The organism is Microbacterium sp. C5A9 (assembly GCF_022627955.1).
In the GTDB taxonomy this organism is placed as follows: Bacteria; Actinomycetota; Actinomycetes; order Actinomycetales; family Microbacteriaceae; genus Microbacterium.
The window spans coordinates 1-12942 of the sequence record NZ_JABXGD010000007.1; the positions used below are offsets into that span (position 1 = coordinate 1).

Sequence of the window (12942 nt, forward strand, 5' to 3'; positions counted from 1 at the left end):
ACGAAACGTGGTGACTTTCCGGGATCGGCTCGCGACGTTTCGTCTCAGTCGACTTCGTCGTCTTCGCTCAACGACCGTGACTTCCCCGGTCGTTGAGCGAGGCCCGCGGAGCGGCCCGAGACGAAACGTGGTGACTTTCCGGGATCGGCTCGCGACGTTTCGTCTCAGTCGACTTCGTCGTCTTCGCTCAACGACCGGTCCTCGTGCGTCGCTGGTTGGCTACGCTGACCCATATCCCGCACCACCCACCGTCCGCATCGAAGGAGATCGGCGAGATGAGACCACTGCGCTACGCGATCAACGTCACGCTCGACGGATGCGTGCATCACGAGGCGGGGGTCGCGCCGGACGAGGAGCTGATGGGCTTCTGGACCGCTGAGATGCAGCGAGCGGATACCGTGCTCTACGGCCGCACGACGTACCAGATGATGGAGTCCGCCTGGCGGCGTCCGGAGTCGGGGGTGTGGCCGGATTGGATGGACGAGTGGGAGGTTCCGTTCGCGGACGCCCTCGACCGCATACCGAAGTACGTCGTCTCACGCACGCTGGATGCCGTCGACTGGAACGCCGAGCTCGTGCGGGGCGATGTCGGTGAGGCGGTGCGCGCCCTCAAGGAGCAGCCGGGTGAAGGGCTCTCGGTGGGTGGCGTGACTCTGCCGCTGACGTTGGCCGAGCGGGGACTGATCGACGAGTACACCTTCGTCGTGCATCCGATCATCGCCGGGCACGGTCCGAGACTGCTCGACGGGCTGAGCGAACGCACCCGTCTCGAGCTCGTCGAACGGCGGGAGTTCGCATCGGGAGCGGTCGCGACGCGGTATCGGTCTCCGGGCGGTTCTTGAGCACGCGGGGAACAAGGGCTCACCTTCTACCGCCGAGTCGGGTTCGACGCCACCCCGATCAACTGGTCACGGCCACCGAGAATGGCCGTCAGCTCTGATCGAGGGCGACGTCATCGCGGTGGTGACCGTAGAACTGCGATTGGCTGCGCATCACGTCACGCATCGACACGTCGTTGCCGACCCCATAGACGGTGCCGACAAAGTCCAACTTCTGTTGAACGGCCCAGATCTCGTCGTGGCGTTCAGCCGGCAGAATGTGGGCCGGGTTCCCCACGGCGACCCAGCCGATCGGCACGACCATGCCAGGACCGACGGTGGTGTTCACCTGCACGACGCCGTTGATCCGAACCTCGGCACCTGCACCGATCACACTCCCTGGGAACAGTGATGCCCCGGTGGCGATGAATGCCTCGTCTTCGACGGTGCTGCCGTTGATGTGCGTGTGGGGGCCGATCATGACGGCGGCTCCCACCACTGCGGGGTGTGTGGCCCTGCCCCGCACGAGGGCGTGCTCCATGATGACGGTGTCTTCACCGATGGACACGAACCCGTCTTCACCGCTGAGGACCGCACCGTGGAGGACACGAGCACCGGCAGCGACTCTGACGTCACCGACGAGTACCGCTGTCGAAGCCACGTATGCGTCCGGATCGACCGACGGTTCGAGGTCGCGGTGTCGAATCAGCATCCGTCACTCACGATCGGATCGGTCATCGTCGCCCAGTTCGCGAAGGGGCGAGGTCATGTCCCCTCCGGCGTCGCCGGTGTTGACCGTTCCCTGCGGTTCGAACAGCAGCGCCTGAACCTCGTTCTCGGCCTTGGGGCAGTGCTCGACACCCTTGGGGACGACGAACATGTCCTGAGGCCCGAGAACGACGTCGCGGTCACGGAGTTGAATCGTCAGCTCGCCGCTCACGACGAAGAAGAGCTCGTCTGTGTCGGGATGCGTGTGCCACACGAACTCGCCCTGAATCTTGACGACCTTCACGTCGTAGTCGTTGATGCGGGTCAGACGGTGGGGCTGCCATGGATCCGAGATGGCGGACAGAGCCGCCAGCACATTGTGAACGTCGTTACTCATGGCTCCACCGTAACGATTCCACCTTCTGGGTCTTCTCGCCCGGTCAGGCCCCGGGGATGCAGAGGCATCGGCCGCGTCTGTGAGCGCGCCGGGGGCAGAAGGCCCGGCGAGTTTCAGACAGCTCGGACAACACGCAGCCGTGCGGACATGTACTGCACAAAAGACATCCGTGAGAAAGGCTTGCACTGATGAACGACAGTGAACTGGGAGCGCTCCTGCGCGAGGCCGCGCCGCAGGTGACGGCGCACCACAACCTCGACGCTCACAGCACTCGAATCCTGAGAGAGGCCAGGCAGCGTCGAGGACGAGGCATGAGCTGGGCGGTCGGAGCGATCGCCGGCATCGTGGCCATCGGCGGCGGCTCGGTCGCGATGGCCGGGGGCGGCAACGAGACGCCGTGGGGATGGGTCGCCGACAACGTCTTCAACATCGAGAGTGCCGACGGCTCGGCCTGTTTCCAAGGCTTCCTGGTCAAGTGGGAGGGCCTGGCCGAAGACGATCCCATCGTGCAGGACGCGAAGACGATCGTCGACACGATGGATCTCGACGCACTCGACCTCACGGCTGCAGAGGCTGCGGTGCGCGACGACTACGCGAATGCCGTCGACGAAGACGGTGAGCTGAGTCCGATCGAGGCCAGCGATACCGAGATCACGCGCGATGCCGTCAACCGCGTCGTCGCCGAGACGCTGTTCGCTGAACTCGAGGCTCGCGGGCATGAGATGTCGCCAGGACACGAGGTCAGCCTCTACTCGCAGTCGACGGAGTGCCGTTGATGGGCGGCGGTGAATCAGCGGCTCGGTTCGAGGCCCTCATACGTCGAAACGGCGAGGATCTGTCTCGCTACTTTCAACGACGACTTCTGAACGCATCCGACGCCGCTGAGGCCTATGGCGAGTTGCTCCTCACCGCGTGGAAGATCAGGCGCAAGATGCCGGCTGATGAGCTCGATGCCCGGATGTGGCTGTTCGCCACCGCGCGGAACGTGCTGCTGAATTCGCGACGCTCGCTCGCCCGTCGCTCAGCGGCCGTCCAACGGTTCATCGACGAGGCGCGGGCGACGCATCCGGTGTCTGACAGCGTCGACCTGTCTCTGGAGGTCAGGGAAGCGATCGAGTCGCTCAGCGCCGATGACGCCGAGCTCGTGCGTCTCGTCTACTGGGATGGCTTGCGTTCGCATGAAGCAGCGGTCGTGCTGCGGATCAACCCGTCGACCGCCCGATCTCGACTGTCGAGCGCGAAACGTCAGATCCGCGCGAGGCTCGAAGCGACTCTCGCGGGCTATCCGGCAGTCTGAACGCGTTGCCTCTTCCGGTCGTCGAGCAAGCCCGGCGAAGTGGAGCCAGACGAAACGCGCCATCCACAACCCTCGATACCCTTGACCCCGTGCCCCGTCCCCGAAGTGAAGCCGCGCGCCAGTCGGTGCTCGAGGCGATGCGCGCCTCCGTCGTGGGTGGTTCGTACGAAGCGGTGACGATCGAGGGGCTCGCCGAGACCGCGGGCGTCGCCAAGCAGACGATCTACCGGTGGTGGCCGTCGAAGGCGGCGATCCTCGGCGAGGCGCTGCTCGAGGGAGACCTCCCAGGAGCCGACCCCGCCATCGCGATGAGCGACGACATCCGGGCTGATCTGCACGCCTGGTTCTCGGCGATGTCCGCCGGGCTCGCGCGTCCCGAGGGCGTGGCGCTCGCCCGGGCGCTGATCGCGGTGACGGCCACCGATCACGAACTCGGACTCGCCCTCAACGAGCGACTCGCGGCGCCGATCCGCGCGTGGGTCGCCGAGAGGATTGCGCGTGGACAGGTCGACGGGCAGGTGCGGGCGGATGTGGATGCCGACGCGATCGCCGACCAGCTCATCGCCATGGCGTCGTACGCGGCGCTGATCGGTCAGCCGCTGAGTGCCGGCCGGATCGAAGAGACGGTGACGCGGCTGCTGCGGGGGATCGCGCGGTAGGTCACGCCTGGTCGTGTGAGGCCGGCGATGGGTAGCCTTGCGCTGTACTCGAAGCCGAGGACGGGAGCTTGAGATGACGTTCGCTGACATCACCGTCGTGCCGGTGGCGACCGAACGGAAGGCCGCCTATCTGGACTTCTCGACGCGCATGGCCCAGGTGTACCGCGATCACGGTGCGATCAGCGTCGTCGATTACTGGCAATCGAGCGAGTCAGCCGATCCGTCTGATTTCCACGCAGACGGGACGTCGTACGAATCGGGTGAGCTGAAAGGCATCGCTGACCTGGTGGGTGCGAGCGCTGCGGAGTCGGTCGTGATCACGGTGACGACGTGGCCGTCGCGCGAGGCGCGGGATCGAGGGACCGCCGCCGTCACGCGGGATCCACGTGTGACCGAGACGCTCGATGAAGAGCCCGTGTTCGATGGGGGCCGCGTGCTCGGTGACAGCTTCGAGATCGCGATGAGCGTTCAGCAGGACGAGTGACAGGCCTCAGTTCGGGGTGCAGTGGGCGACCATCGCGTCGGTCGACGTGCGCAGCTGGGCGGATGCCGCATCCATTCCGCTGACGTCGCCCGCTATGGCCTTCTCGCCGGCCGCGGCGAACGCGTCGATGCTCGTCGTCCACTCGTCGCGCAGTGTGACGAACTCGGCGGGACCATCGATGCCGCGGATCTTCTCCGCCACCGCTCTGACTTCACCGAGCGCCGCCTGCGCGGCCTCGGGCGTCGGCGAGCTGAAGCTCTCGAGCACACCGGATACCTGCACAGCCTGACCTGCGACCTGGCCGCAGGCTGCGAGGGTCGATGCCTGCGAGCATCCGGAGAGCAGCAGGATGCCGACGGCGAGCGACGCGAGCGCGGGGAGCTTCTTCATGGGAGCCAGGGTAGGCGGTGGAGATGTGAGTGCTACTGCGAACCCCGGGCGACCCCGACGAAGGTCACGGGCTTGCCCGCGGCTTCTGCGTAGGCGAGCTCCCGAAGCGTTGATTCGCCGAAGTGCTCGCCTCGGTTCACGACTTCCACGCGATCGGCCAGGTCGATCCTGCGCAGGTGCAGTTCGCCGAGCGCGGCTTTCTGTTCGTCGGTGATCGGAAAGTCGATCTCCGTCGGCATGAGGACGATGAAGCCGGCGAGCGTGAGGGACTGGCTGATCAGGCGCATGTCGTCGGCGTATTGCAGGGAGCCGCAGATACAGACGATCTCGGGGCGGGTAGGCATGGGGTCAGTCTCTCACCCGTCGTCACAGGGGTCGACGAACGAATAACGCCCCTGCCGTTCGGGTCGGCAGGGGCGTGGTCGTCGGGGTGCTTACTGCACCGACCATCCTCCATCGGATGCCAGCACGGCACCGTTGATGTTCACGCCGTCGTCCGACAGCAGGAACGTGATCGACGCGGCGAGCTGCTCGGCGGTCGCGACCGTCGGGATCGCCTGCTGGAACGGACCCAGACGGCTGGAGCCGTACTCCGACATGTTCGGTGGCATCGGGATGCCGGTGGCGACCCCGCCCGGAGCGACGGAGTTCACGCGGATGCCCTTCGGCCCGTACATGAACGCTGCGGACTTCGTGACGCCGATGATGCCGTGCTTGCTGGCCGTGTAGGCGTTGCCCGACGCGTTGCCGCGCAGCCCCGCTTCGCTCGAGACGTTGAGGATCGACCCGCGACCGGCCTTCTCCATGATCGGCAGCACCGCGCGCATGAGCTTGAACGGGGCGGTGAGGTTGATGGCGATGACGCGGTCCCAGACGGCATCCGTCGTCTCGCCCGCGGGGGAGAAGTCGTCGTTGATGCCCGCGACGTTCGCGAGGCCGTCGATGGTGTCTCCCGCGGCGGCGATGACGGCGTCGATCGCGTCCTGCTTGGTGAGGTCTCCGGCGACGGTGGTGATGTCGGCATCCGGCAGCTCGGCCTTCAGAGCGTCGAGCTTGTCGGCGGCGATGTCGGAGGCGATGACGCGTCCGCCTTCGCGGGCGATGCGGGTGGCGGTGGCCTTGCCGATGCCGGATGCTGCGCCTGTGACGATCACGGTCTTGCCGGCGAAGCGGGCTCCGGTCGGGACCTCGGGTGCTGCCTCTTCGACGGGGAGCTCGCCGCCGTTGGCTGAACGGACGAGGTCGTCGACGACGGACTGCGGCATCGCACCCTGGCTCATCGCGACGAGCTGCTGCAGCGGCAGGCCGAGCACGGGCGTGAGGAGCTCGGGGTCGGCGCCCGTCTGCTGGAAGAGTCCGCGGATGAGCGGCCCGCCGGTCGGGTCGTTCAGCCAGTCGCCGATGGTGGAGTGTGCGGTGAGGGCCATGGTGTGAACTCCTTGAGGCTTGTATTTCGCAACGGTGCGTCTACTTATAAGACAGTGTACGCCTGCTGTTGGCGGACACTCGTGCTCGGCGGTGCGACGCCGCGATGTCGGTGGTGAGACTTAAGATGATGGGGTGGTAGAACACGAGCAATCAGGCGACCAGATGTTGAGCCTCGTCGAGGCATGTGCCGGCGCTGGTGGGCAGTCGCTTGGTTTGCACAAGGCAGGGTTCTCCCACTCACTCGCCATCGAGATCGATGAGACAGCTGCCGAGACTCTTCGTTCGAACCTGCACCTTCAGGTGGCCGTTGGTGACGTGGCCGATTCGTCGGTCTGGAATCCTCGGTCATATGCGGGAGTCGACCTCTTCGCGGGTGGAGTGCCGTGCCCACCATTCTCTGCTGCTGGTAAGCAGCTGGGTACCTCCGACGAACGCGATCTTTTTGCTTGGGCAATAGAGCAAGTCGCGATCCTCCAGCCTCGAGCCGTGATGCTGGAGAACGTTCGCGGTCTCGCGGCACCTCGGTTTGCGGCATACCGTCAACGAATATTGGACCGGCTCGATGAGCTCGGATATGTCGGCGATTGGAAGCTGCTTCACGCTTCGGATTTTGGCGTCCCGCAGCTCCGCCCGCGTTTCGTCCTCGTCGCGATGCCTGCAAGCGAGATGCGGTTCTTTCAATGGCCCGAGCTACAGGTCGGCGCTCGACTTACAGTCGGGGCGGCACTCCATGACTTGATGGCAGCCGATGGTTGGAAGTACGCGGATGCTTGGCGGGAAGCCGCGGGCGATATCGGCCCAACCCTGGTCGGAGGCAGCAAGAAGCACGGAGGGGCGGACCTCGGTCCGACACGAGCTAAGGCAGCCTGGGCCAAGTTGAGCGTCGATGGCCGCGGCATCGCCAACACGGCACCAGACCGAAGGTCGCCCTCGTTTCGAACTTCTCCGCCGCGCTTGACGATCGAGATGGCAGCTCGCATTCAAGGCTGGACGGCGAAAGACGGTTACGAGTTCGCCGGCCGCAAGACCTCGCAGTACCGGCAGATCGGAAACGCTTTTCCGCCGCCCGTGGCGGAAGCGATTGGGCGAAGCATTCGCGCAGCGCTAAACCACGAAGGGCCCGAAGCTCTCAACAATCCGGGCACTGTGAGCCTTCAGGACCCGGTGTATCGAGCTCTTGCTCGTAGCGACAAGCCCCTAAGCCTGGAGGACTTGATCGGCGTCTTCAACGAGGGAAGCGCGTCAGCCGTGCAGCAGCGCCTTGCCGCTATCCGACACGATTTCGATCTCCACACGATCGATGTCGATGGAGTCGAACGCTATCTCCTCGGTGACTTCAAGGGCTTTACGGGGCAGGCTGATCACTGGCGCCACGAAGTTGTGACGCGCTTCCGGAACCGCGTCAGCTGAATCATGAGCTCAGAGCTGCTCCAAGGTTGGGAGCCGGATCCGCTCGAAGGCGAGGGCGACCAGGAGTTGATCTCCGTTTTCAACGTGCTGCGCCAGGCGGATCCCGACGGCACGCGAGTCGGCCGTCTGATGCGACGCACTCTGGATCAGCTCTATGACGGGCAACGAACGGGGCGATACTCCTGGGATCAGCTGCACAAGACAGAACGAACTCACTTCGGCACGCTCTTCGAAATAAACCTTCGGCGTGAGTTCGACGATGTGATCGACGAGGGCTCAAATCTTGACTACAAGATTGCGGGCGTTGACGTCGACTGCAAGTTCTCTCAGCGGATGAACGCGTGGATGATCCCGCCCGAAGCCCTAGGGCATCTGCTTGTCGTCGGCTACGTCAGCGACAAGGAGAGCGAGTTCGCATTCGGCGTTGTGCGGGCATCGGCGGACCACTGCCGAACGACGACAAACCGGGACGCGAAAGTCCAGCTGAACAAAATGGGTAGGGAGGCAGTTCGATGGCTTCAACGCCCAGGTGACTTGCCCCCAAACGTCTTGCTCGAATGCGGCCCAGACACGCTGAAAGCAATCTTCGCGCCCTCGTCCGGTCAGCAACGAGTCAATCAGCTGCTTCGTCTAGTGACGAATAGGCGGATCGGGCGAAACGTAATCGCGACTGTTGCTCAACAGGACGACTTCATGAAGCGGGTGCGAGAGAACGGCGGCGCTCGCACGACGCTCCGGCATGAGGGTTACGTGATTCTCGGAGGCGACTACGAGAAACATAGATTGCTCGCTCGCCTGCTCGGAGCCGAAGTTCCAAGACCTGGCGAAGTCGTGAGCGTTCGCATCGTTCGTGGCGATTCTGAGGATGGTCCAGGTGCTGGCCTTGGAGACGGCTTCTGGCGCATAGCTGACGATGACGAGCCGAGCACCGAAGGCACGCCCCCAGTCACATTCAAGTGATCCTTGGCCATTCAAACCGCTTGCCTCGAAAGATCGGAGTGTCCGACAAGCCGTGCGAAGTGACCACGCAGTTCCGTCAACGGAGCGCGATCGCATGGGTGGGCAAGTCGAACAGAGCGGTTGAGGATGGCGGGCGTCTCGCCAGCTTCGATAGGTTAGACACTGGCATCGGCTGGAGGACGAGATGACGACGTATCACTTCACGGTGGACGCCGAGCTGTTGCGTGAGCTCGGAGAGAGACTTGTCGGGAAGCCGTACATCGCCCTAGCCGAGCTCATAAAGAACTCTTATGACGCAGACGCGACCGAGGTCACGATCAGATTCAGCGCTGATGAGATCGTAGTCACCGACAACGGACACGGCATGTCTGAAGACGCCTTCGAGGCTCGCTGGATGCGAGTCGGAACGACCAACAAGCGCGGACAGTCGGTTTCGCCCTTCCTGGGGCGGCAGCTTACCGGTTCTAAGGGAGTCGGCCGCCTAGCCGCTCAGCTGCTCGCTAGACGTACTCAAATACAGTCTCGAGCGCTGGTCAACCCGACAGACCCCGTCAACTCCGCATTAGCGGATGGGATAGACGCACGAATCAACTGGGATGCCGCTGTGGCCTCAGGGGAACTGACCGCCGTAGCGGTAGAGGTATCTCCCGCAGGAGCACTAACTTTTGCGCAGAGAAGTAGGCACGGCACCCGCGTCTCGATGACACAGCTCTCACAGGTTTGGGGTACGAGCGAATTGTCGGAGCTCGCTCGTGAGATCTGGGCGTTACAGCCGCCATTCGAGACTAAGAACGTGGGCTCCTTCAAAGTCAAAGTGGAGGCGCCGGACGAAACAATCGTTCAAGCTTTCGACACAGAGATGTCCAACGTCTTCGACCTTTGGACCGGGCGAATTTCAGGCAAGCTTCTTCCGGCCACAGAAACGTCGAACGCCGGTCAAAAGCTGCGACACAACAAACTCCCCGCGGTGCGTTCAATTGCTGAATCAGCCGCCGCAAGCGACACAAAAGTCACACAGGAGGTTTGGAAACCACTCCTTCCGACTCGTCAGCTCGCTGTAGAGGTTCAGGTGAGAGGTGAGGATCCGCGAAATGTCATCTGGGAGATCGATAACTGTGAAATCGACGAGGTGGAGTTCGAGGTCCGAGTCTTCTCGTTATCGGGCAGGCAAAAGCACCAGATACCGGTTGACGAGGCGCGAAACTACATATCCCAATTCGGCGGTGTGGGGATCTACGACAGCGGATTCCGGTTGCCGACATACGGCGGTAGCGAAGACGACTGGCTAAGCATCGATAGCGATGTGTCTAGGCGATTGAGCTCTTCACGTCTATTGCCGCAGGAGCTGCAGGTGTCAGAGGGCCTCCAGGATCTCCCCGGCAACCGGAACTTAATCGGGTGGGTCGCGGTGTCGACTAATCACGAGCAATCTGTCCGTGAAAACTATGGCCCAGAAGGTGCGCCTTCGTTATCGATCCAGGTTACTCGCGACCGACTTGTCGATAACGGCGCTTTTCAACGCCTAGTGGTAATGGTACGCGCATCGATTGACCTGTATGCGATGGAACGGGCGCGACTGAAGCTCAAAAAATCAGCCAAGAAGAAGAACGCGAGCGGGCGGCCAAGCGAGACCACACCATCGCAGGCCGCTCGCTCGGCGATGAAGACCCTTGACTCTGTGCGGTCCGAGATACCCACACCAGCCTTCTCGCGACTCCATGACGCCTTGTCCGATGTTCGCGACAGCGCCGAGCGAGCTCAGACGAGAACGAGGGCTTACGCATCTCTTCTGGGAACATTGGCCACGACCGGTATGACGTCATTGGCGTACGAGCATGAGATCAGTAAACAAGTTCGGACGGTTAGATACGCTGCAAACAAGCTGGAAGCCTTGGCCGAGGAGCTATCACCCCCGGCCGCGGTAGGAGCCCACGAGATCGCGAAGACCCTGCGGGACTGGGAGATTCGAGCCGTCGCGCTCCGACAGATATTCGCTCCGTTGCTCCGGCCCGAAACACGGGACGAGGTTCGGCGATATCGTGCAAAAACAACCGTAACCGACGTCGCTTCCCGGCTAAGCATTCTCGCGAGGCAGGCGCCTGTTGACACCTCGCGAATACCCGAGGACTTGATGCTACCGATGGCCACATACCCTGCGTGGTCTTCAGTTTTTCAGAACGTCCTGATTAACGCCTTTAATGCGCTGCATGACGAAGACTCTCCCCGCGTCACGGTGGACGGTGGTGGTGATGAGAGTTCAGGGTGGATTCGATTCCTGGACAACGGCGCGGGCGTCGATCTCGCGTCAGCCGACCAATTGTGGGAGCCGTTCGAGAGAGCCTTGGTTCTTCCGCCAGCCCTCGAACAAGCTGGTCTCGGAGGAATGGGCCTCGGGCTGGCGATCGTAAAGATGATCTTGGATGAGATCGACGTTTCAGCGTCCTTTGAAGCGCCTCCGGACGGATACAGGACGGCACTGCGAATAAAGTGGAGAGACCAATGACAAAACTTGCGCTTGTCTGTGACGACAAAGCAGATCGCGTTCAGGTATGGCGCGATACGATCGCGAGCCATCTCGAACCTTCAAGTTGGGCGGTGCATGCACGTACGGGTCAGGAACTCGCGGCTGTCATCATCGCCCTTTCGAACTCGGACCTAGGTCGTCCTTCCGCGGACGATTCGGAAGTCTTGCGGACAATAAGCCAATACGACCTCGTCGTGCTGGATTCGGACTTGTCGGCGGATCCGCAGGACCTGGATGGTCTCGATACCGAGGCGGCGCTCGCGCTTCGGAACCAATACGGCGATGAGGTAGCGCGACAGCTCCGGACTCATACCTCGGCGGGATTCATCTCTGTCGTAAACATGTTCACAGGTCGTGACTCGCACCGTGTTTTTGACCTGACAATGCAACAAGATGTCGCGACCAACGCCGATCTCCACATCGGTGAGGACGACCTGAACGATCCGCATCTGTGGACCGGCGTAAGTACTGACGGCTACGCACCTTGGGCACGACCGGCGCTTGGTTTGGCGGATGACTGGGTCCGTCGATCTGAGTCCGCGATTGACGATCTCGACGCACCCGTATTGCAGCGATTGGGCCTTGACCCGGGACAGCTCGCGACTCGCCAACTCGACGTATTTGGGGCCGTTCGTCCGGAAGATATGACATTCCGTATGCTCGCTAGCTCGAAGCTCGGGTTCAAATACTCAGGTCCGCACGACGATGACGCCACGCGAAGGATGGCAGCGTCCGTGGTGCGCCGCTGGTTGAGCAGGACAATTCTCGCATCGCAGGATGAAGTGGTGGACGCCCCGCACCTTCTGGCGAGAATTCCTCACTTCTTTTCGGATTTCGGAGATCAAGAGGCCTTGGCGCGTATCCTTGCGAAGGATACCGCACAAGGGAAGGTGGCGGCAGCGGAAAGCTCGTCGGTTCCGAGCCTTGATGTCTTCCTTGATCGATCTGTTTATCGGCTTTCGCAAGCACGCGAGATACGCCCCGAAAGACCGTTCGAGGGTCCGGGGATGGTATTTCTCGAAGATACCTCCACTTTCGTGTCTCGTGCGGAGGCGACGCAGGTCGAGACGGATGTTCCGGGACGAAATTACAGGAGGTATGTCAGTTCCGCGAGGCCAGTTGATGTGCAGTACGAGCCATTCACCAGACTTCTGCAATGAGCGACAAAATTTGGCAGCACCAGCTTGAGGAACTTAAAGTCGTAATGGCGGGTTGGGAGCAAAAGGCGGAGTTAACGCGTGATATCGAGGTTGGTCAAGCCTCTGAGCTTCGCGAGTGGTTCCCCTCGGTCGACTATCGCAAATTGCACACCTCTCTTGATGACTTCGGGCGTCGGGCGGTCAGGGAGCGTGACCGCGAAATCAAAGAATTTCTGCGGCTCCCTGCGGTAACAGCTGACGAGCCCGTGATGTTCCCTATTGCAAAACTGGTATTAAAAGTACGTCATGATGAATTGCATCTTGGTTTGAGGATAGCTGTGCTATATGACCATGAAGGCGAAACTCATGCCCATGGCTGGCGTTTCGAATCCGCAGACGATAGGTCGGATGGTGTTGCGTCCCGGTTTCATCACTTTCCGCACGTGCAACGTATCATCGGGTGGAGTAAAGGTGTCCCAGGCTTGCATCCTCAGGCGTGGGCGCCGGGCATAGGTTATCCAATGGGCGTGCAAAACCATCTGCATGAAATTCGACCCGCCTTTCCGCTCCGTGGAAGGACCCCCGCCGGAATTGCAGTGGCAGCCATGGCCTCTCTCTATGGAGCACCCCTCACGCTCGAGTACCTAGAGGGAGCGGATGCGAGCTGCACGACCTGTAATACTGAGCGACTCGATGTGCTTTGCCATGATGGTGGCGGTGTTGGATAA

Annotated in this window: 15 protein-coding genes; 10 read left to right on the forward strand and 5 right to left on the reverse strand. The window is 62.2% G+C overall.

The window, feature by feature from the left end; all coding sequences use genetic code 11:
- The first annotated feature begins 275 nt into the window (after positions 1 to 275).
- Positions 276 to 842 (forward strand): dihydrofolate reductase family protein, encoded by a 567-nt coding sequence (locus tag HWD99_RS13525; RefSeq protein WP_241796780.1) that lies wholly within the window; start codon positions 276 to 278, stop codon positions 840 to 842.
- An 88-nt stretch (positions 843 to 930) separates the two neighbouring features.
- Here HWD99_RS13525 and HWD99_RS13530 read toward each other — a convergent pair whose 3' ends face one another.
- Both HWD99_RS13530 and HWD99_RS13535 read right to left on the reverse strand, forming a co-directional pair.
- Entirely contained in the window at positions 931 to 1299 is a 369-nt protein-coding gene (locus HWD99_RS13530) for a hypothetical protein (protein ID WP_241796781.1), read from the reverse strand.
- A 234-nt stretch (positions 1300 to 1533) separates the two neighbouring features.
- Positions 1534 to 1923, reverse strand: coding sequence for a cupin domain-containing protein (locus HWD99_RS13535; RefSeq protein WP_241796782.1), 390 nt, complete (start codon positions 1921 to 1923; stop codon positions 1534 to 1536).
- Between the two features lie 188 nt (positions 1924 to 2111).
- Between HWD99_RS13535 and HWD99_RS13540 the strand changes: the two genes are divergently transcribed.
- The 4 genes from HWD99_RS13540 (at position 2112) to HWD99_RS13555 (ending at position 4363) form a co-directional block, all read left to right on the forward strand.
- A complete protein-coding gene (locus HWD99_RS13540) occupies positions 2112 to 2699 on the forward strand; it encodes a hypothetical protein (RefSeq protein ID WP_241796783.1) in 588 nt (195 codons plus the stop codon).
- Positions 2699 to 3220 carry an RNA polymerase sigma factor gene (locus HWD99_RS13545; protein WP_241796784.1) on the forward strand — a complete coding sequence of 174 codons (522 nt, stop codon included), beginning with the start codon at positions 2699 to 2701 and terminating at the stop codon, positions 3218 to 3220. The genes HWD99_RS13540 and HWD99_RS13545 overlap by 1 nt, the downstream gene beginning before the upstream one ends.
- An 89-nt stretch (positions 3221 to 3309) precedes the next feature.
- A complete protein-coding gene (locus HWD99_RS13550) occupies positions 3310 to 3879 on the forward strand; it encodes a TetR/AcrR family transcriptional regulator (protein ID WP_241796785.1) in 570 nt (189 codons plus the stop codon).
- A gap of 73 nt (positions 3880 to 3952) precedes the next feature.
- Positions 3953 to 4363, forward strand: a complete 411-nt coding sequence (locus tag HWD99_RS13555) for a DUF1428 domain-containing protein (protein ID WP_241796786.1) — start codon at positions 3953 to 3955, stop codon at positions 4361 to 4363.
- A gap of 6 nt (positions 4364 to 4369) precedes the next feature.
- On the opposite strand, the gene HWD99_RS13560 is transcribed toward HWD99_RS13555, so the two are convergent.
- The 3 genes from HWD99_RS13560 to HWD99_RS13570 all read right to left on the reverse strand — a co-directional run bounded on the left by HWD99_RS13560 (position 4370) and on the right by HWD99_RS13570 (position 6180).
- Positions 4370 to 4753 carry a hypothetical protein gene (locus HWD99_RS13560; RefSeq protein ID WP_241796787.1) on the reverse strand — a complete coding sequence of 128 codons (384 nt, stop codon included), beginning with the start codon at positions 4751 to 4753 and terminating at the stop codon, positions 4370 to 4372.
- Positions 4754 to 4785: 32 nt separating this feature from the next.
- Entirely contained in the window at positions 4786 to 5097 is a 312-nt protein-coding gene (locus tag HWD99_RS13565) for a hypothetical protein (protein WP_241796788.1), read from the reverse strand.
- A 90-nt stretch (positions 5098 to 5187) separates the two neighbouring features.
- Entirely contained in the window at positions 5188 to 6180 is a 993-nt protein-coding gene (locus tag HWD99_RS13570; RefSeq protein WP_241796789.1) for an SDR family NAD(P)-dependent oxidoreductase, read from the reverse strand.
- Positions 6181 to 6313: 133 nt separating this feature from the next.
- Here HWD99_RS13570 and HWD99_RS13575 point away from each other — a divergent pair, with 133 nt between their 5' ends.
- From HWD99_RS13575 to HWD99_RS13595, 5 genes are all read left to right on the forward strand, one after another.
- On the forward strand, positions 6314 to 7591 hold the full coding sequence (locus HWD99_RS13575; protein ID WP_241796790.1) for a DNA cytosine methyltransferase: 1278 nt from the start codon (positions 6314 to 6316) through the stop codon (positions 7589 to 7591).
- 3 nt (positions 7592 to 7594) lie between these two features.
- On the forward strand, positions 7595 to 8551 hold the full coding sequence (locus HWD99_RS13580) for a NaeI family type II restriction endonuclease (protein WP_241796791.1): 957 nt from the start codon (positions 7595 to 7597) through the stop codon (positions 8549 to 8551).
- Positions 8552 to 8735: 184 nt separating this feature from the next.
- Positions 8736 to 11054, forward strand: coding sequence for an ATP-binding protein (locus tag HWD99_RS13585; RefSeq protein WP_241796792.1), 2319 nt, complete (start codon positions 8736 to 8738; stop codon positions 11052 to 11054).
- On the forward strand, positions 11051 to 12235 hold the full coding sequence (locus HWD99_RS13590) for a hypothetical protein (protein ID WP_241796793.1): 1185 nt from the start codon (positions 11051 to 11053) through the stop codon (positions 12233 to 12235). Before HWD99_RS13585 ends, HWD99_RS13590 begins: the two co-directional genes overlap by 4 nt.
- On the forward strand, positions 12232 to 12942 hold the full coding sequence (locus HWD99_RS13595) for a hypothetical protein (protein WP_241796794.1): 711 nt from the start codon (positions 12232 to 12234) through the stop codon (positions 12940 to 12942). Before HWD99_RS13590 ends, HWD99_RS13595 begins: the two co-directional genes overlap by 4 nt.

Coding starts and splice junctions, on each gene's coding strand:
- HWD99_RS13535 (WP_241796782.1), bottom strand. CDS start 1,923: ATGAGTAACGACGTTCACAATGTGCTGGCGGCTCTGTCCGCCATCTCG.
- HWD99_RS13580 (WP_241796791.1), top strand. CDS start 7,595: ATGAGCTCAGAGCTGCTCCAAGGTTGGGAGCCGGATCCGCTCGAAGGC.
- HWD99_RS13525 (WP_241796780.1), top strand. CDS start 276: ATGAGACCACTGCGCTACGCGATCAACGTCACGCTCGACGGATGCGTG.
- HWD99_RS13560 (WP_241796787.1), bottom strand. CDS start 4,753: ATGAAGAAGCTCCCCGCGCTCGCGTCGCTCGCCGTCGGCATCCTGCTG.
- HWD99_RS13530 (WP_241796781.1), bottom strand. CDS start 1,299: ATGATCGGCCCCCACACGCACATCAACGGCAGCACCGTCGAAGACGAG.
- HWD99_RS13555 (WP_241796786.1), top strand. CDS start 3,953: ATGACGTTCGCTGACATCACCGTCGTGCCGGTGGCGACCGAACGGAAG.
- HWD99_RS13585 (WP_241796792.1), top strand. CDS start 8,736: ATGACGACGTATCACTTCACGGTGGACGCCGAGCTGTTGCGTGAGCTC.
- HWD99_RS13565 (WP_241796788.1), bottom strand. CDS start 5,097: ATGCCTACCCGCCCCGAGATCGTCTGTATCTGCGGCTCCCTGCAATAC.
- HWD99_RS13595 (WP_241796794.1), top strand. CDS start 12,232: ATGAGCGACAAAATTTGGCAGCACCAGCTTGAGGAACTTAAAGTCGTA.
- HWD99_RS13570 (WP_241796789.1), bottom strand. CDS start 6,180: ATGGCCCTCACCGCACACTCCACCATCGGCGACTGGCTGAACGACCCG.
- HWD99_RS13590 (WP_241796793.1), top strand. CDS start 11,051: ATGACAAAACTTGCGCTTGTCTGTGACGACAAAGCAGATCGCGTTCAG.
- HWD99_RS13540 (WP_241796783.1), top strand. CDS start 2,112: ATGAACGACAGTGAACTGGGAGCGCTCCTGCGCGAGGCCGCGCCGCAG.
- HWD99_RS13545 (WP_241796784.1), top strand. CDS start 2,699: ATGGGCGGCGGTGAATCAGCGGCTCGGTTCGAGGCCCTCATACGTCGA.